This window comes from Variovorax sp. Soil_C_17, from assembly GCF_057657265.1.
In genome coordinates this window covers 385,775-401,227 of record NZ_JBDGIT010000004.1, presented here as the reverse complement: position 1 = coordinate 401,227, position 15,453 = coordinate 385,775, and the positions used below count along the sequence as shown (strand labels likewise).

Annotated in this window: 16 protein-coding genes; 3 read left to right on the top strand and 13 right to left on the bottom strand. The window is 68.6% G+C overall.

What is annotated here, in order from left to right; translation table 11 throughout:
* Positions 1–91 precede the first annotated feature (91 nt).
* Entirely contained in the window at positions 92–1,009 is a 918-nt protein-coding gene (locus tag AC3A6Y_RS22030) for a LysR family transcriptional regulator (protein WP_487870352.1), read from the top strand.
* A 30-nt stretch (positions 1,010–1,039) separates the two neighbouring features.
* On the opposite strand, the gene AC3A6Y_RS22025 is transcribed toward AC3A6Y_RS22030, so the two are convergent.
* Genes AC3A6Y_RS22025 through AC3A6Y_RS22010 form a run of 4 tightly spaced genes read right to left on the bottom strand, consistent with a single transcriptional unit; the run spans position 1,040 to position 5,342 of the window.
* Positions 1,040–1,837, bottom strand: coding sequence for a class II aldolase/adducin family protein (locus AC3A6Y_RS22025; protein ID WP_487870351.1), 798 nt, complete (start codon positions 1,835–1,837; stop codon positions 1,040–1,042).
* Positions 1,834–2,865, bottom strand: a complete 1,032-nt coding sequence (locus AC3A6Y_RS22020; protein WP_487870350.1) for a Bug family tripartite tricarboxylate transporter substrate binding protein — start codon at positions 2,863–2,865, stop codon at positions 1,834–1,836. The genes AC3A6Y_RS22025 and AC3A6Y_RS22020 overlap by 4 nt, the downstream gene beginning before the upstream one ends.
* A 36-nt stretch (positions 2,866–2,901) precedes the next feature.
* A complete protein-coding gene (locus tag AC3A6Y_RS22015; protein WP_487870349.1) occupies positions 2,902–3,906 on the bottom strand; it encodes a tripartite tricarboxylate transporter substrate-binding protein in 1,005 nt (334 codons plus the stop codon).
* On the bottom strand, positions 3,906–5,342 hold the full coding sequence (locus AC3A6Y_RS22010; protein WP_487870348.1) for an amidase: 1,437 nt from the start codon (positions 5,340–5,342) through the stop codon (positions 3,906–3,908). Before AC3A6Y_RS22010 ends, AC3A6Y_RS22015 begins: the two co-directional genes overlap by 1 nt.
* A gap of 118 nt (positions 5,343–5,460) precedes the next feature.
* Here AC3A6Y_RS22010 and AC3A6Y_RS22005 point away from each other — a divergent pair, with 118 nt between their 5' ends.
* Complete coding sequence (locus tag AC3A6Y_RS22005; protein WP_487870347.1) at positions 5,461–6,342, top strand: LysR family transcriptional regulator; 882 nt, start codon at positions 5,461–5,463, stop codon at positions 6,340–6,342.
* Positions 6,343–6,360: 18 nt separating this feature from the next.
* On the opposite strand, the gene AC3A6Y_RS22000 is transcribed toward AC3A6Y_RS22005, so the two are convergent.
* Both AC3A6Y_RS22000 and AC3A6Y_RS21995 read right to left on the bottom strand, forming a co-directional pair.
* Positions 6,361–7,605 carry a c-type cytochrome gene (locus AC3A6Y_RS22000; RefSeq protein ID WP_487870346.1) on the bottom strand — a complete coding sequence of 415 codons (1,245 nt, stop codon included), beginning with the start codon at positions 7,603–7,605 and terminating at the stop codon, positions 6,361–6,363.
* Positions 7,606–7,759: 154 nt separating this feature from the next.
* Positions 7,760–9,061, bottom strand: coding sequence for a lytic murein transglycosylase (locus AC3A6Y_RS21995; protein ID WP_487870345.1), 1,302 nt, complete (start codon positions 9,059–9,061; stop codon positions 7,760–7,762).
* Between the two features lie 173 nt (positions 9,062–9,234).
* Here AC3A6Y_RS21995 and AC3A6Y_RS21990 point away from each other — a divergent pair, with 173 nt between their 5' ends.
* Positions 9,235–9,528, top strand: a complete 294-nt coding sequence (locus tag AC3A6Y_RS21990; RefSeq protein WP_487870344.1) for a hypothetical protein — start codon at positions 9,235–9,237, stop codon at positions 9,526–9,528.
* On the opposite strand, the gene AC3A6Y_RS21985 is transcribed toward AC3A6Y_RS21990, so the two are convergent.
* The 7 genes from AC3A6Y_RS21985 to mdcE all read right to left on the bottom strand — a co-directional run bounded on the left by AC3A6Y_RS21985 (position 9,519) and on the right by mdcE (position 15,452).
* Complete coding sequence (locus tag AC3A6Y_RS21985; RefSeq protein WP_487870343.1) at positions 9,519–9,932, bottom strand: hypothetical protein; 414 nt, start codon at positions 9,930–9,932, stop codon at positions 9,519–9,521. The two genes, AC3A6Y_RS21990 and AC3A6Y_RS21985, sit on opposite strands and share 10 nt — an antisense overlap.
* Before the next feature lie 209 nt (positions 9,933–10,141).
* On the bottom strand, positions 10,142–10,453 hold the full coding sequence (locus AC3A6Y_RS21980; RefSeq protein ID WP_487870342.1) for a hypothetical protein: 312 nt from the start codon (positions 10,451–10,453) through the stop codon (positions 10,142–10,144).
* Positions 10,454–10,715: 262 nt separating this feature from the next.
* Positions 10,716–11,837 carry a heparan-alpha-glucosaminide N-acetyltransferase domain-containing protein gene (locus tag AC3A6Y_RS21975; RefSeq protein WP_487870341.1) on the bottom strand — a complete coding sequence of 374 codons (1,122 nt, stop codon included), beginning with the start codon at positions 11,835–11,837 and terminating at the stop codon, positions 10,716–10,718.
* 451 nt (positions 11,838–12,288) lie between these two features.
* Positions 12,289–13,194, bottom strand: a complete 906-nt coding sequence (locus tag AC3A6Y_RS21970) for an ACP S-malonyltransferase (protein ID WP_487870340.1) — start codon at positions 13,192–13,194, stop codon at positions 12,289–12,291.
* Complete coding sequence (gene mdcB, locus AC3A6Y_RS21965) at positions 13,191–14,054, bottom strand: triphosphoribosyl-dephospho-CoA synthase MdcB (protein WP_487870339.1); 864 nt, start codon at positions 14,052–14,054, stop codon at positions 13,191–13,193. The genes AC3A6Y_RS21970 and mdcB overlap by 4 nt, the downstream gene beginning before the upstream one ends.
* Complete coding sequence (gene mdcG / locus AC3A6Y_RS21960; RefSeq protein ID WP_487870338.1) at positions 14,051–14,734, bottom strand: malonate decarboxylase holo-[acyl-carrier-protein] synthase; 684 nt, start codon at positions 14,732–14,734, stop codon at positions 14,051–14,053. Before mdcG ends, mdcB begins: the two co-directional genes overlap by 4 nt.
* A 16-nt stretch (positions 14,735–14,750) precedes the next feature.
* Positions 14,751–15,452: a biotin-independent malonate decarboxylase subunit gamma gene (gene mdcE, locus AC3A6Y_RS21955; protein WP_487870337.1), complete on the bottom strand. Its 702-nt coding sequence runs from the start codon at positions 15,450–15,452 to the stop codon at positions 14,751–14,753.
* Position 15,453 lies beyond the last annotated feature (1 nt).

Below are 15,453 nucleotides of genomic sequence, written 5' to 3'. Positions count from 1 at the left end.
GCACCGACCTCGATGGGATGACCGGATGTTGCACTCGATCGATTGAACCTACAATTTATCGAACCTGCATAGCGAGTTAAGGCTGCACTAAATGATCAGCTCCGAGGATCTGCGCTTCTTCAACGTGCTGGCGCAGTCCGCCTCGCTCGCCGAAGCTGCCCGCAAGATGGATGTCACGCCGCCGGCGGTCACCCAGCGCCTGCAAGCGTTGGAAGCACGGATCGGCATCCGGCTGATCGACCGGTCCGGCCGCCGGATGGTCCTGACCGACGAAGGCGATCTGGTCGCATCGCACGGGACCATCGTGGCCGATGCGATGGAGGCACTGTCCGAGGCGTTGGCCAATCGCAAGAAGTCCGTCAGCGGCCATCTGCGCATCGCCGCCCCGCATGGCTTCGGCCGGCTGCATGTCGCGCCCGTGGTCGATGCGTTTGCGAAAGCGCATCCTGGCGTGACGGTCACCCTGGACCTCGCCGACCATCCCGGCGCGCACCTGGTCGAGAGCAGCGACGTCATCGTCCATATCGGCCCGCCTGCTGCCCAGAACCAGATCGTCACGACGCTGGCACCGAACCGGCGCATCCTCTGCGCCAGCCCGGACTATCTCGCCAGCGCTGCGCCGATTCAGTCGCCTTCCGACTTGCTGCGGCATCGATGCCTGGTGCTGAGAGAGAACGACGAGGACGTCACGCTGTGGCGCTTCGTGCACGCTTCGCGCGAGCCGGAGACCATCAGAATCCGGCCCACCATGTGCAGCAACGACGGCGCGGTGGTGTTCGAGTGGGCGTTGGCAGGGCAGGGCGTCGCGATCCGATCGGAGTGGAACGTCGCGGCCGATCTGGCGGCCGGTCGGCTCAAGCGGTTGCTTACGAGCTGGGAGGTTCCTGCGGCCGACGTGGTCGCCATGCTGGGCACCCGCTTCGGGCGAAGTGCGCGGGCAACGGCCTTTCTGGCGATGCTGCGCCAATCTCTTGCGCCGCCGCCCTGGCGGCGCAGGAGATTGCGATGATGCCGGGCTTCGGGCGGGCCCGGCCCGTGCTCACGTCCGGTAGGAGCTCCCGCGCTCGCGCTCCAGCTTGCGCAGCAGTCCCGGCCACTCCAGCTTGCCGACCTCCATGAAGCCGCCGGGGCCCAGCATCTTGCGGCCCTGGGCGCGGGTGTGCCGGATGGTGGCCTCGGACAATTCGTGCAACGGCACGCCGCCGGCTTGTCCGTCGATCTGGAACTGGCACGCCGTCTCCAGTCGCAGCATCCAGCAGAAGGCCTCCGCGACGCTGCGTCCCACCGTCAGGGCGCCGTGGTTGCGCAGGACCAGGACACGCCCTTCGGGACCGAGGTCGCGCACGAGTCGCTCGCGTTCGTCTTCGTCGAGCGCCGTGCCCTCGTAGTCGTGGTAGCCCAGGAAGTCCAGCATGACGCAGGCCTTCTGGCTCAGGGGCCGCAGGCCCAGGGCCTGCATCGCGATCGCGTTGTTCGCACGGGTGTGGCTGTGCATGACGCACACGAGCTGAGTCTGCGCCATGTGGATGGCGCTGTGGATGATGAAGCCCGCGGGGTTGAGCAGCGACGGGTCCCCTTGCACCACGCGACCGTCGAGGTCGACCTTGATCAGGGCGGAGGCCGTCATCTCGTCGAAAAGAGTGCCCAGCGGATTGACGAGGAAGTGATGTTCGGGCCCCGGCAGCATCACGGAGATGTGGGTCGATGCCAGGTCCGACATGCCGTGCAGATCCGTCAGCTGGTAGCAGGCCGCGAGGTCGCAGCGCAAGCGCCACTCGGCGGCATCCATGCCTTCGGGCCTGGCACGCGACGAAAGTTGCGCGATATCGTTGTTCACTTCGATGTCTCCTTGGTGTTGGGGCTGTCGGTGCCGAGCGATCGCGACATGGCGATCCAGCGTGTGAGGTCGGCCTGGACGAAAGCTTGCGTCTCGGTCGGCGGTGCGGGTTGGATGAGCAGCCCCAGGTCCTTGAGGCTGGCCTGGACATCGGGCGCCGCGAGTGCCTCCGTCAGCGCACGGGCGAGCGTCGCCGTCACCTCCGGCGGCAGCCTGGCTGGCGCCATCAGGGCAAACCAGTTGGAGATGGCCAGCTCGGGCATACCCTGTTCGGCGACCGTGGGCACGTCCGGCAGCGACGCGACCCGTGTGCTCGACGTCACGGCGATCGCCTTGATCCTGCCCGATTGAACCTGCTGGACGACCAGCGGCACGGTCATCGCGGTGACGCCGATCTCGCCCCGCATCAGGTCGGTCATCACCTCTGGCTGGCCGCGATAAGGCACGTGCGTGAGATCGATCTTCTGCTGGCTCTTGAGCAGTTCCATCGTGAAGAAGGGCGTCGTGCCTGCGCCCGCAGAGCCGTAGTTGACCTGGCCCGGTCGCGCCTTGGCGTGGCCGACGAGATCGGGCAGCGAGCGGACCGGCACGCCGTTGCTCACGATGATCGCCTGGGGAATGGTGCCGATCATCCCAATCGCGCTGAACGCGGTCTGCGGCTGCCAGGAAGGGGCCGCCGCGCCGGGGGGCGCCATCGTGGTGGGGCCGCTGGCGACGACCAGCGTGTACCCGTCGGGAACCGCGCGCGCCACGGCCGAATAGCCGATGCTGCCGGCAGCACCCGAGCGGTTGTCGACGATGAAGCTCTGCTTGAAGCGCTCGGAGAAGTGCTGCGCGAGCCGGCGCGCAATGACGTCCACGATGCCGCCGGCGGGAAATGCCGAGACGATCGTCACCGGACGCTCGGGGTAGGCCGCGGCGGCGGCCTGTCCCAGCGGCACCACACAAGCCGCGAGGAGCAGGGCCACGGCCCGGACGGCTGCACGACGATGCGTGCATGCAGAAGTCTTCCTGATCGCATTGCGCATGGAGATCTCCTTCGATTGAAAAGGCGTGCGGCGGCGTCACTCCTCGCTGCGGAATCCCGAGGCCTTCACCAGGGGCCGCCAGAAGTCGCGCTCATCGCTCAGCATGCGTTTCAGCGCGGCGCCGGGCAGGCCCGTGGGCTCCAGGCCTGCGCGCGTCATCGCGCTTCTGACCTGCGGCTGCTGCATGGCGGCCACGAAGGCGCGCTCCAGGCGCTGCACCACCGCCGCAGGCGTGCCTGCAGGAACGAAGGCGCTGTAGGAGGCGTTGGCATGGTCGAAGGCCTCGATGCCCGCCTCGCGCGCGGTCGGAACATCGGGCAGGATCGCGTTGCGGCGCGTGCCGGAGACGGCCAGGATGCGCACCTTGCCGCCGCGATGCAGTTCCAGCTGGCTCGCCAGGGCATCCGCGCTCAGGGGAACGTGCCCCCCGACCAGGTCCGCCACCAGCGGCGCGCCCCCCTTGTAGGCCACGGGCGTCAGCGGAACGCCCACGGTCTTGCCCATGCCGAGCACGGCGAAGTGCAGTGTCCCGCCCAGGTTGGTGAGCCCCACGCTCGCCTGCGACGGGTTGGCGCGCACCCAGCCGAGGTAGTCCTGCAAGGTCTTGTAGGGCCGATCCGAGCCGGCGGAAATCACCGTGGGGACCTCGACGAGATGGGCAACGGGGATGAAGTCGCGGTCGAGGTCATAGGCGAGCTGCTTGTAGGTCATCGGGAAGATGACCAGCGGCGCGTTGGAAGACAGGAGCACGGTCCTGCCATCGGGCGCGGCCCGCTTTACGAACTCGATGGAGATCCGCGAGCCCGCGCCGGGCCGGTTGTCCACGATCACCTGTTCCTCGCCGCCGGTGCGCAGCTGCTCGGCGAGCGCCCGCGCCAGCGTGTCCAGCGCGCCGCCGGGCGGAAAACCGACGACGAGGCGCAGCGGAGGGGCGCCTGCGGCCGGCGCTTGCGATTGCGCGTGCGCCGAAGTCGAGCCGACCGCAAGCGCCGCGAGGGCTGCGATCCACAAGGAAGAACGGAAATACTGCAACACATTCATCACTGCACCTCTAGATCCGGCCAACGGCCCAAAAGATTGCTGGCCGCTTCGAACACTGCCGCCGCGGCAAGCAGGTCCGACTCCTGGCGCAGGCGCCCCACCAGCTGCAGCCCGATCGGAAGTCCGTCGCGCGCGAAGCCGCAGGGGATGGTGATCGCGGGGTGGCCCGTCAGATTGAAGGGCATGGTCCAGGGGAACCAGTTGGAGCGCACCTCATCGAAGAGCCGCCCGTCGATCTCGAGCTTGCCGAACAGGTCCTGCTCGATCGGCAGGGCGGTGCGCGCGAGCGTGGGGACCACGATGAAATCGTGGTCCTGCAGCAGCGCCTGCACGTGCCGGAAGAGCCGGGTGCGAGCGAAGTTCGCTTGCTGGTAGTCCACGGCGGTGTAGTCGTTCGCGAGCGCGAGCTGCTGCAGCAGCGAGGGGCTCATCCGATCCGGCTGCTCCTCGGCCATCTTGCCGAAGCGTGCCTTCCATACCGTGTGATTGATGGTGCGCCACAGCGGCTCGATGTCGAAGTCCGAGGCCGGCGGCATCTCGGCCAGCTCCGCGCCCAGGTCCCGCAGCAGTCCGAGGGCAGACTCGAAGCAGGACGCAACGTCGGCAGCGATCGGCCTGCCGGACGGCATGTCCGCGAAGAGGATGCGCTTGCCGCGCAGGGTCCGCGCCGATTGCACGGCTTGCAGGTAGTCCGCGGGCCGGGCCCCGGCGGACCAGGGGTCGCAGGCATCCTCGCCCGCCATCGCCTGGAGCATGAGCGCGGTGTCGGCGACCGTGCGCGAGATGGGCGTGACGTAGGTGAGATTGCCGATGACGTCTTCCGCCTGCGAATGCGGCACCAGGCCGATCGACTGCTTCAGCCCCACCACGCCGTTGCAGGCCGCCGGGATCCGCGTGGAGCCTCCGCCATCGGTGGCGATGCCGATCGGTGCGAGCCCTGCCGCAACCGCCACGGCTGCGCCGCCGCTCGAGCCGCCGCTGGTGCGATCCGGATGCCAGGCGTTGCGCGTGCGTCCGAACAAGGGCGCATCGGTCAGGCACTTGGAGCCGAACTCCGACGTCGTGGTCTTCCCGATGAGGATGGCTCCCTGCCGGCGCAGGCGGGCGACGGCTGCCGCGTCCTCGGCCGGCACGTTGTCGGCGAACAGCAGCGAGCCGAAGGTGGTCTTCACGCCCTGAGTGTTGACCAGGTCCTTGCAGGCATAGGGAATGCCGTGCAGCAGCCCCGTGGCTTCGCCTCGCACGACGGCCTGCTCCGCGGCCTTGGCCTCGCGCATGGCCTCGTCCGCGCAGAGCGTGATGAAGCAGTTGAGCTTCGGCTGCAGGCGCACGGCGCGCTCCAGCACCGCCCGGGTCACTTCCACGGGCGAGACTTCACGGCGCGCGATGGCTTCGCGCAGCCGCACGGCAGTCCAGAAGCAAAGTTCCTCGGTCATCCGGCATTCCTCTGTCACATGCCGGCCACTTCAGCCGGCGACAGGATCAAGAGTGCCAACGACCTGCTCGCCGGTCCAATACTCGTTCACAATCCGCACATATCGGAATCGTATGAGCATGGATCTCAAGAGCTTGCGTTACTTCGTCGCCGTGGCGGAGGCCCGCAGCGTCGGCAAGGCCGCCCAGCGGCTGCACATGGCGCAGCCGCCCTTGTCCGTCCAGATTCGCAACCTCGAGGCCCAGGTCGGGACGCCGCTGTTCCTGCGCGAATCGACGGGGATGCGGCTCACCGACGCGGGCAGTGCCCTTTTTGCGCGCGCGCGTGAAGCCCTGGCCCTGGCGCACGAAGGCTTCGAGGCCGCTCGTGCGGTCGGGTCCGGACGGCGCGGCCGGCTGGCGGTGGGCTACATGTTCTCCCTGGGCTACGCCATCCTGCCCAAGCTCGTCCCGCTTCTGCATCGCAACCTGCCGGACGTCGAACTGCAATTCGTCGAGATGAGTGCCGCCACCTGTGAAGCGCATGTGCTGCAGCACAAGGTGACCGTCGGCCTGTGCATGCCGGCGATCCAGCGCGCGGAAGTGGCCAACACCATCGTCGGCACGCAGCCGCTGCGCCTCGCCATGCCGTCAAGCTCGCCGCTGGCCCGCCTCGCCTCGGTCCCGATGGAACGGCTTCAGGGCCAGAAGATGATTGCGCTGCCTTCGCTCAGGGAGGACGTGGATGCCTCGATGGTGGCCGCCCTGTTTCGGCGGCACCAGGTCACGGTGCAGGTGGTCGAGCGGGTGGAGACCGTGCACGCTGCGCTCGCGCTCGTGCTCGCCGGGGAGGGCTGTGCCGTGGTCCCCGCGTGCGCTGCTGCGGGCCTGCCCCGGGGCGTCGTGGTGCGCAGGCTGGCGGGCGTCAGCGAGGGCTTCGATGTGGCGGTCTCCAGGCGCCATGACGTGGACAGTCCGTTCATCGAGCCGTTCATCGCCGCTGCGAGGCAGGCGCTGCGCTGAGAGGGCGTCTACCGGGATCTACTGGGCCTTCAGGTACTGGGCCAGATCTGCAATCTCCTGCGCGGTGAGGCCGAGCGATCGGCGGATGTTGTAGGTGGCTGCAACGTCTTCGAGCGTGGCGGCCGATCCGTCATGGAAGTACGGCGGATGCTGCCAGGCGCCTTTCAGTGGTGAAGTGCGGTACATCCTGGTCGCAGAACGAAAGGCGTAGCTCGGCGTCTCCGGCTCCGCCATCGAATCGCTGGGCGGATGCAGCGTGGCGTTGGCATCCGTCAGGAGCGCGCCGCTGTGGCAAGTCACGCACTTTCCCGCGCCATCGAAGACCACCTTTCCGCGCGCGGCTGCCGCAGCATCGAAACTGCCTGCCGGCGCACCGGGGGCCTGCAGCGACAGTTGGTACGCCTGCAACGCGGGCAACTTGCTCGTGACCAGGTCTTCGGTGCCGTTGGTGATGTTCAGGTTCAGGCGCGGCTCCGAGAAACTCCCTCGGCCGCCCATCTGAGTCACAGCCACGTAGCGGTTCCAGTAGGAAATCTCGGTGCCGTCGCCGGTGAAGGTGATGCTGTGAATGCCTTGCAGCCCGTAGGCCGGCGGGATGACCACCGGCTTGTTGAGGCCGTCGATGTTGAAGCGCGGGTCGTACTTGCCTTTGCCCCAGGAGAGATAGACCGCCTTCTTGGCGGCGTCCACGGCCGGGGACAGCGCGATGATGGCGCCCACGTTCAGGTCGCGATTGGGCCAGCCATCGAGCCGCCTGCCGATGCCCGGCGCAAAAGAGTTGTCGACGCTCGAGTGGCACAGGGCGCAGGTGACGCCGACGCGGGTCAAGGCGTCCTTGCCATTGACCGTCTGGACCGTGCCCTTGAGGCCGACGACAGCGTCCAGCTTGAGCAGGGCGACCGTCGTGTCGGGGCTCGTCAGGTCGACGCTTCCTTCCTTGATGCCCTTGGCCACTGCAGCCGGCAGCGCCTCGGCATCGACCTTCAGCCCGACGGCCAGCGCGGTCACGGGAGCGACCGCGGTGCTGATGACCTCATGCATGCGCAGCGTATCGGTCCAATGGGCTTCGTCGCCGAAGGTGTCGAAGCGGAAGATCTTCCGGCCTTCTGCGACCAGTGCGGCCTGGTCGGCGGGCGGGCCGCTTGCGCCCGCTCCAATTCCAGCTCCAATTCCAGCGCCACCTCCACCACCACCGCCGCATGCGACGGTCAGCACGGCAGCAGCCGCGATGGCGACGGGCGTTCGACGACGGGACGTGATCATGCGCAGCTCCTCGGCGGACACCGGGCTGCATGACACCCGCAGCGGATGTCGATTCAGCAGCCCGTGTCCATTGGATGGAGCAGGGGACCGTCCTGTTCCCAGCGCCGCCGGCCGTTCGCCGCGCTGCGAAAAGCGGGCGGACAAGCATGCCTTGCTAAGGCTGCTGCAGCCGCTGAAGCAGCTCCATGTTCGGATAGCCGTCCGCCGGCAGGCCGACACTGCGCTGATAGCGGCGCAACCCCTCACGCGTGGCCGGGCCCATCACACCGTCGGGCGTTCCGCTGGCAAAGCCGCGCTGGTTGAGCGCGGTCTGGAGTTCGAGCAACTGGCTGCGCGTGAGCGGAACCAGATCGCGCGGCCAGGACGCCTGCACGCCGGAGCCGCCGTTCAGGCGCTGCGCCAGCAGGCCCACCGCCAGCGCGTAGCTGGTCGAGTTGTTGTAGCGCAGGATGGCGCGGAAGTTCGGCCCGACCAGGAAGGCAGGCCCGCGCGCGCCTGCGGGCAGCAGGAGGGTGCCGTCGTCGAATTCCGGCAGTGGCCGATCCTCCACCGCTCGCAGCCCCTCGGCGGTCCATTGCGCGGTGGACTGGCGCACGGCGGTGTCTGCGCGGCCGACGTCGAAGCCGGGCGGCAGCCGGACCTCGACGCCCCAGGGCTTGCCCGCTTGCCAGCCCGCGCGCGCGAGAAAGTTCGCGGTCGATGCCATGACGTCCGCCATGCTGCCCCAGATGTCGCGCCGGCCGTCGCCATCGGCATCGACTGCATAGGCCAGGAAGTTCGACGGCAGGAACTGGGTCTGGCCCATGGCGCCCGCCCAGGAGCCGATCATGCGTTCGCGCGCGATGTCGCCGTTGTCGAGGATTTTCAGGGCCGCGAGCAGCTCGGCGCGCGCCCAGTCGCCGCGGCGCCCCTCGAAGCCGAGCGTCGCGAGTGCGTCGATGGTCGCGGTGTTGCCGTAGTTGCTGCCGTAGTTGCTCTCCATGCCCCAGATCGCAACCAGGATGCCGGGCGGCACGCCATAGCGCGACGCCGCCGCTTCGGTTTCGTTGCGGAACTGCAGGAGCTTGTCCTGGCCTGCCGCCACGCGCTGGGGCGTCACGGCGTTTTCGAGATAGTCCCAGACCGTGCGCGTGAGCTCGGGCTGCGCACGGTCCAGTTCGACCACGCGGGGCAGGTACTGAATGTGGTCGAAGGCGCCGCGCAGCGTTGCCTCGCTGATGCCTCTTGCTTGCGCGCTGGCGCGGAAGTCCGCCACCCACTGTGCGAATCCCGCTTGCAGGTCCCCATCGGGTGGCGCGGGCGCGGGGAGCGTTGTGGCCGGGCGACTCGCGGTCGGCGGCGATGGCTGCAAGGGCGCGGTGGCTGGCGCAGAGGCACAGCCGCCCAGCACGGCGAGCGCCAGCGTAATCGGGGCCAGACCGGGGATAGGCTGCAAGGGGCAATGGGCGTGATGCATTCCATCGATTTTTAACCTGCAATCGTCCCGGCTGTCGGTCGCGGCCGAAGTCGGAACCGGCACCGCGCTCTTACGCTGCGCATCGTCCGGTTCTGACAAGAAGCGCCGCGAGGTCTGAGAGGATTTCTTCTCCGCAACAAATTGCATCGCCCAGCGACGAAGGGATCTTGAACATGAATCCAAACGACCCCTACGAGCCGACCCCGACCGTGGCGGATGAAGCCAGCGCCGTGGTCGACGACGCGCAGGTGATATCGAAAACACTGCCCGCAGCCCCGCTGCCGCGGGGTACAGCACGACTCAAGGGACAGGCGGAGCACGCGCTGGATGTGGTGCGCGGCTATGTGATCCGGCAGCCGATGTGTGCAGTCTTGATCGCGGCGCTCGGGGGCGCGGCGTTGTCCGCTTTGCTAGGGGGCCGGCGGCGGCCCGGCGATGCCTGGCGCGAGCACCCGACCTATCGGTAGAAAGCCTCCACCTTGCCGTTCAGCGCGGCCTCGTTCCGGCCGGGGGTGTACAGGCATTCGTCGCCATCCTCGTCGCCGGAGATGTACGAGACCATGATCCCGTCCAGATCGGCAATCGGCTGCAGGAAGGCGATCAGCTCGGATGCGGAAATGCCTTCGGCCTTGATCGCGTTCCAATGCCTGAACAGCGTCGCCTGCACGGCCGCCTCTCGCGCTTCCGCTTCGCGCGCTGCGAATTCGGCTGCAGCGGCCGATGAAGCAGAAGCGCTCGCGCGATCGTTCCTGCGAAAGAAGTTCGCGAGCGAGGCTGCGAGCGTCGGCCCACCGGCAGAGGCGCGAGACCGCGATGCATAGGCATCGAGGTCGGAGGGTACCGTTGCGGTGACATCGCTGTGCTGATGCATGGGCCGAACTCCTTCGGGTGCTCATGTGGACTTGAGCGCAATCCTAGGGCGTGCCGTACAGGAAGGTCGCAATTTGCGGTTCGGTCCTACGCTGAAAGCTTGCATTTCTCGTGATCCGGCCGCAGGCGTTCGATCTCGCACGCGTGCGCGTTGTCTGACCTGAATTCCAAAGTCGTCAGATGAACGCGGGCAGGCGTGGAGCGCCGCGGTCAGCGGCGTCGCGCGGCCAGAAGCAAGTCGGCCGTTGCTGTGCGCCCGCACCGGCGACAGATGTTTTCGAGCTCCTGGAAAACGACGTCGATTCGCTGCAGAAACAATGCCCGGCTTGCGGGTGGGGGGCGTGTGCTCAATGCCCAGGTGAGTTCGGCCAGGCGCTCCTCTCTCGCACAGCGCGCCCAAGGCCGCAGGTCGCAATAGCAAAGGAGCGCGAGGCGCCCGAGGTCTTCCCTGCGCCGCGCATGGCTGACGTCCGCCGCGAGGTCGTCGAGGCCCAGCAAAAGGCTGTCTGAGAGCGTATCCATGGTGCAGTGCAACATTCTGCGTGCCGGGGTGTGCGGAAAGTAGAGTGCGCGACCTAACGCGCGGCTCGACGCCTGCAGGCGCTCCATGCGGCTGGACCGGCGCGGCAACGCCCATCAGTGCTCGACGAGCGCGGCAGCAGCTTGGCGGCGCTCCTCATGGCGAGGCCTTCGAGGCGTCGTGTTCAGGAGCCCCGATCCTGCAAGCCGGAGGCAAAGCGCGCGTGAGGCTGCAGCGAAGTTGGGTAAACCGCCCGCCCAGGCATCAGAAGTAGCGCGTGACCCAGTTCGGCTGGTCCCGCTTCATGCGGTAGTACCAGGCACAAGGCCAGCGCATGAGGACCAACAGCAACAGCCAGATGAGATAGGTGGCTGCCAATCCCCACTTCGTGTGCACGGCAGCTGCGGCGATGCCCAGAACGTAAAAGTGAACGACGTAGAAGAAGAAGGGCACCCGGCCGAAGACCACGAACGGACGAAGCCAAAGGGGCACGCGGCGGCGTGTGACCCACCACAGCACAGCCAGGCCCGCGAAGATCGCGGCGAATGACCAGGCGAGAAAGGGCAGGTCCGGCGGGTACTTGGCGAAAGTCCAGAACGCGAGGCTGTCGACCTCCGTGTAGGCGTAGGCATTGCCGTAGCCGCCGTTCAGACGGATGGCCACGAACAGCGCGAGGCAGGTGCCGGCCAGCCCCAGCCAGAACCTGGCCGGCTCACGGCGCTGCAGCGTGTCGCGCCCGACCACGAAACCCGCGACGGCTATCGCGGCCCAGGGGATCACCGGGTAGAGCGATCGAAACGCACCGCTGCGGACCGGCTCGTAGAGCACCGCCCGCAAGGGCAGCGGCAGCGCCGACACCTCGAGCAGCGGGTGCAGCGCCAGCACGGCAATCGCCGCGGCCAGCAGGACCTTGCCGGGCGCGTCGCGCACGAGCGCGAGGATGATGAGGGCCGCGCCGATCGAACTGAGTACGGCGAACGAATAGAAGCCCATGGCGGCGCGCGGCAGGCCCATGACGAGCGCGTCCACGGCGATCAGGACCAGGCCGCGCAGGATCAGCCGCCGCGTGACCTCGGCATGCGGCAGCCCGCGCTGCTCGCGCGAGGCGCTGGTCAGCGCCACCATGAAGCCGGCCATGAAGAAGAAGGCCGGTGCGACCGGCACCCCCGTGAAGCGCGTGAGGAACTGCAGCAGGTCGCCGGATGCGGGCGCCGCACCCGCGGCGAGCTCCTCGCCGGCCCGCCCGGCGTTGAACATCAGCGAGGCGTGGTCCAGGGCCATGTGGGCGATGAGGAGGCCTCGAAAGGCGTCTACGTAGCCTTGCCGCGCAGACGGCGCGGCAGCGTCGCCGGCCTTGGCACGGAGGCTGGAGGAGAGGGACTGCATGGAGGGTCTCAAGGGCGCTCCCATGGTGGGCAGGCGTGCAGCGTACGTCTTGAAGATTGGCGACATGCGCGGCGCCCCGAAGGGCCGGGCGGACGAGATCCACAGCGGCTTGCCGGCGGCCCCGCGAGATTGGTCGCAGAAGCCGTGAAAAAAGTCGCATCCGACGGGCCGATCATGCGCGCGCTCGCCTAATGTGACGACGCCGTCCACACCATCTGCATGTACAACAAACGGGTTACTCGATGCCCGCCATGTCTCCCGTCCTCATCCTTCTTTGCATCGCCGCCATTGTGGTGGCAGGGCTCGTTCTCGAATACTTCTCTCACCGCGAGACCTACCGTCCCGACCGGAAGGTGCGGCAACGCGACGCGCGACGCACGGACTCGTCCGGCGGACCGGAATGAGTCACCCCTGGTCAGCCGCCCCGGGGTGCTGAAGCGTCGTCGATTCGTCAGTCCGCATGGCTGTTCAGCCAGGCGGCAATTGCTGCAGCACTGCGGAAGTCATCGCAGGCGCGAGCGGGAACACCGGGATAGCGCTGGCTCCACATGCGCGCCAATGCCTGGCCGGGGCCGATCTCCAGCACGCAACGGACCTGCCGTCCCATGACGTTTTCCATGCATTCGTCCCAGCGAACCGTCGTGGCGATCTGGGCGGCCAGCGCGACCCGGGCGGACGAGGCGGCCCGGATGCGGTCCGCCGCATTGCTGAACAAGACCACGCGAGGCGCCTCGAACCGAACGTGTTCGAGCGTCCGCGAAAAGCCGTCGGCGGCCTCGCGCATCCACGGCGTATGGGAGGCTACGTTCACGCGCAATCGCGTGCATTGCGCACCTGCGAGCTCGGCCGTGCGCTGCGCCTGGGCCAATGCAGCGATCGGCCCGCCCAGGATCACGCTCTCCTCGCCGTTGCGGATGGCGAGCGCGAGGCCCGTTTCTGCCCGCAGCCGCTCGAGCCCGGGCCGGGAAAGACCTGTGACGGCCAGCAATCCGCCGGGGGCCCGCGCCGCGCATTCGTCCATCGCCTCGGCCCGCCGCCGTGCGAGTCCGATGGTGGATGCGGGATCGAGCACGCCCGCCGCGCTGAAGGCCGGCAGTTCCCCGACGCTGTAGCCCGCGATGGCGGCCGGCGATGCAACGTGGGGCGCCAGCTGATGCCAGGCGGCCAAGGCCAGGCCGGTCAGCAGGGTCTGCGCGTTGTCGTTGCGTTCGGCCCAGCCGGCATCGGCCAGCGCACCGCGCCAGTCCTCGACGCCCAGGCGCGTGCGCATGTCGTTCACGATGGCGTCGTCGGCAAGCCATGGCAGCATCGCCGGGTGCTGGTTGCCTTGGCCGGAAAAGAGCAGCGCGAAACTCATGAAGCGCCACACACCCGCGTGATCCAGCAGGCTGCGGCCAGCGTGTCTGCCGCGCCTCCGGGCGACAGGCGTCGTGCTACGAACTCGCCTGCAATGGCGTGTGCCTCCAGAAGCCCGCCGGGCCGCGCCACACCGCCTCGATGCAGGAACGCCTGCGCCGTGAGCTGCGCGAAGCGCAGCCCGGCAAGGCCGCCGCGATGCGCGAGGTTGCTGTCTTCCAGGACCGCCATGATGTGGAACAGGGTGTCGAGACGCGCCTGCTGCGGCGTCAAACCGCGCGCCAGTGCGGCGCGCAGAGCGGGCAGCGCCGCATCGAAGAGCACCGGAAAGACCAGCGCCGCTTCTTCGGATGCACTGCGAAGTCCATGGCGTCGAGCGGCGATGCCGCCGGGGAGGGTCGACGTGCGCCGGCTTCGCCGGGCCAGTGCATCGCCCCACCGCAGGCGCAGCGCACGCTGCAGATCGGCCGGGCGGGGTGCTTCATCCCGTTCTCGCAGCACGGCACCGGCTGCGGCGCACAACAGGCCGAGCATGAAGATCGCACCGCGATGCGTGTTGATGCCGCCGGTGGCGGCCAGCATGCGTGCCTCCGCCGCGATCCCGAGGCGCTCCAGCACGTCGAACTCCGCGCCCGCCAGGCCGGCCTCGGCGATCTGCGCAAAGTAGCGGCGCAGCGAAAACAGGCTGCGCATGAAGGTGTGCGCATCCATGTCGTCGTGGCTGCCGCGGTCGATCAGTGTCACCAGGCCCGGCTTGGGCGTCAGCGACAGCTCGTCGTGCAGGGCCAGCGTGGCGGCCCGTCCGAGCGCCGATGGCGTGAGCGTCGGGTGGCGCTGCTCACGCAACGCAGAGGTCCTCATGGGACCAGCTCCGCCAGCCCGGCACGCTCGCACCATGCCGTATCGCGCTTCAGGGCCACGTCGTTCAGTCGCTTGACCATCACCGCCCGCGCGCGCCCGGCGCGCCACGCGGCCCATTCGCGCCACGCGACCGCCGCGCCACCGTCGAAAACGAGCTCGCCATCCAGCCTCGGCCGCGCTGCGCCGAAGGACCGAAGGGCGTGCGTCACGGCATCCGCATGGGAGGCGTCATCGACGGAGATCCACAGATCGAGGTCGGAGCCCGGCCGAACGTGGTCCAGGCCGCTGATCGCCTGCCACCCGTAGCTGCCGAAGACGCGAGCTGCCGCCCCGCACGCGTCGAGTCCGCCGAGAAGCTCGCGCACCGCGGTTCGCGCCGCCCGCGGCAGCAGCCCCTGCACCTGGGCCAGGCGCGGGAACTCGTCGAAGCAGAGCAGCGCGGTGCGCGGCACCTGCAGCGCCAGCCGGCGCCGGTCCCAGCGCGCAGGCGAGGGCAGGCCCAGCGCGATCCATCCGTCGGCAGGGGCTGCGACCGGTTGCCGCGTCACCACCAGCGGCAGTCGATGCATGGCCCAATGCATCAGGCATTCGCGCGCCTGCGGGTCCCATGGCCGGACCAGGACGGCGGACCAACCGGCCTCGGAGAGCCGGACGAGTTGATGGCGGCGCAGGGAGACCATGGCGCACCTCCGGCGGTCAGGCGGCGTCCAGCACGCGCTGCACGACGGCGGCGGCAAGCTGGCGCCCGCCCCGCTCGGCACCGTCCTGCGCGCGCCGGTCTTCCGTCGGCGTGTGGGCCAGCGCATCGCGAAGGCAAGCCTGCAGGTCGCCGCGCCACAGCGCGCGCACGCCGCCCATGGCCACGTAGTTCTGCACGCCCGGCGCGAACACCGGATTGGATTGCGACAGCGCCGTGAGCTTGTCCTCCGACAGCTTGGTCACGCGCGCCATCGCGGGAATGCGCATCACGCGAATCTCGGCGTCCGGCAAGGCGTAGCAGGCATCGGCGATCAGGCCCGAGGTGATGAACCCTCCGGACAGCGCCTGGTCGTACACCAGGCCGATCACGCGGTGGCCGCGACGCCGCGCCAGATCGATGCTTGCGCCCAGATGGGCCATTGCGCGGTTGATGCCGAGCAGTTCATCGCGCCGGCGCAACTGCTGGCCCTGGGTGTCGATCAGCAACAGGATGGGCCGGCCGGGATGCTGCGCCACCGTGTCGAGCACCGCGCGGGCCTGCGCGAGCGCGAGCCGCACGCCGATCGGCGCATGGTGGGTGGTGCCGATCACCGTGAGCGGCTCGCCTTCGAACATCACTTCGCCGTGCAGGAAGTCGCCGTCGGCACGCATGCCGTGATAAGGGCCGAAGAGCTGCGTCACCAGGGAATTCCACTGCATC

Excerpts from the sequence above, each read along its gene's own strand:
- AC3A6Y_RS22030 (WP_487870352.1), top strand. The coding sequence starts at position 92 with ATGATCAGCTCCGAGGATCTGCGCTTCTTCAACGTGCTGGCGCAGTCC.
- AC3A6Y_RS22020 (WP_487870350.1), bottom strand. The coding sequence starts at position 2,865 with ATGCGCAATGCGATCAGGAAGACTTCTGCATGCACGCATCGTCGTGCA.
- AC3A6Y_RS22015 (WP_487870349.1), bottom strand. The coding sequence starts at position 3,906 with ATGAATGTGTTGCAGTATTTCCGTTCTTCCTTGTGGATCGCAGCCCTC.
- AC3A6Y_RS22010 (WP_487870348.1), bottom strand. The coding sequence starts at position 5,342 with ATGACCGAGGAACTTTGCTTCTGGACTGCCGTGCGGCTGCGCGAAGCC.
- AC3A6Y_RS22005 (WP_487870347.1), top strand. The coding sequence starts at position 5,461 with ATGGATCTCAAGAGCTTGCGTTACTTCGTCGCCGTGGCGGAGGCCCGC.
- AC3A6Y_RS22000 (WP_487870346.1), bottom strand. The coding sequence starts at position 7,605 with ATGATCACGTCCCGTCGTCGAACGCCCGTCGCCATCGCGGCTGCTGCC.
- AC3A6Y_RS21995 (WP_487870345.1), bottom strand. The coding sequence starts at position 9,061 with ATGCATCACGCCCATTGCCCCTTGCAGCCTATCCCCGGTCTGGCCCCG.
- AC3A6Y_RS21990 (WP_487870344.1), top strand. The coding sequence starts at position 9,235 with ATGAATCCAAACGACCCCTACGAGCCGACCCCGACCGTGGCGGATGAA.
- AC3A6Y_RS21985 (WP_487870343.1), bottom strand. The coding sequence starts at position 9,932 with ATGCATCAGCACAGCGATGTCACCGCAACGGTACCCTCCGACCTCGAT.
- AC3A6Y_RS21980 (WP_487870342.1), bottom strand. The coding sequence starts at position 10,453 with ATGGATACGCTCTCAGACAGCCTTTTGCTGGGCCTCGACGACCTCGCG.
- AC3A6Y_RS21975 (WP_487870341.1), bottom strand. The coding sequence starts at position 11,837 with ATGCAGTCCCTCTCCTCCAGCCTCCGTGCCAAGGCCGGCGACGCTGCC.
- AC3A6Y_RS21970 (WP_487870340.1), bottom strand. The coding sequence starts at position 13,194 with ATGAGTTTCGCGCTGCTCTTTTCCGGCCAAGGCAACCAGCACCCGGCG.
- mdcB (WP_487870339.1), bottom strand. The coding sequence starts at position 14,054 with ATGAGGACCTCTGCGTTGCGTGAGCAGCGCCACCCGACGCTCACGCCA.
- mdcG (WP_487870338.1), bottom strand. The coding sequence starts at position 14,734 with ATGGTCTCCCTGCGCCGCCATCAACTCGTCCGGCTCTCCGAGGCCGGT.
- mdcE (WP_487870337.1), bottom strand. The coding sequence starts at position 15,452 with ATGCAGTGGAATTCCCTGGTGACGCAGCTCTTCGGCCCTTATCACGGC.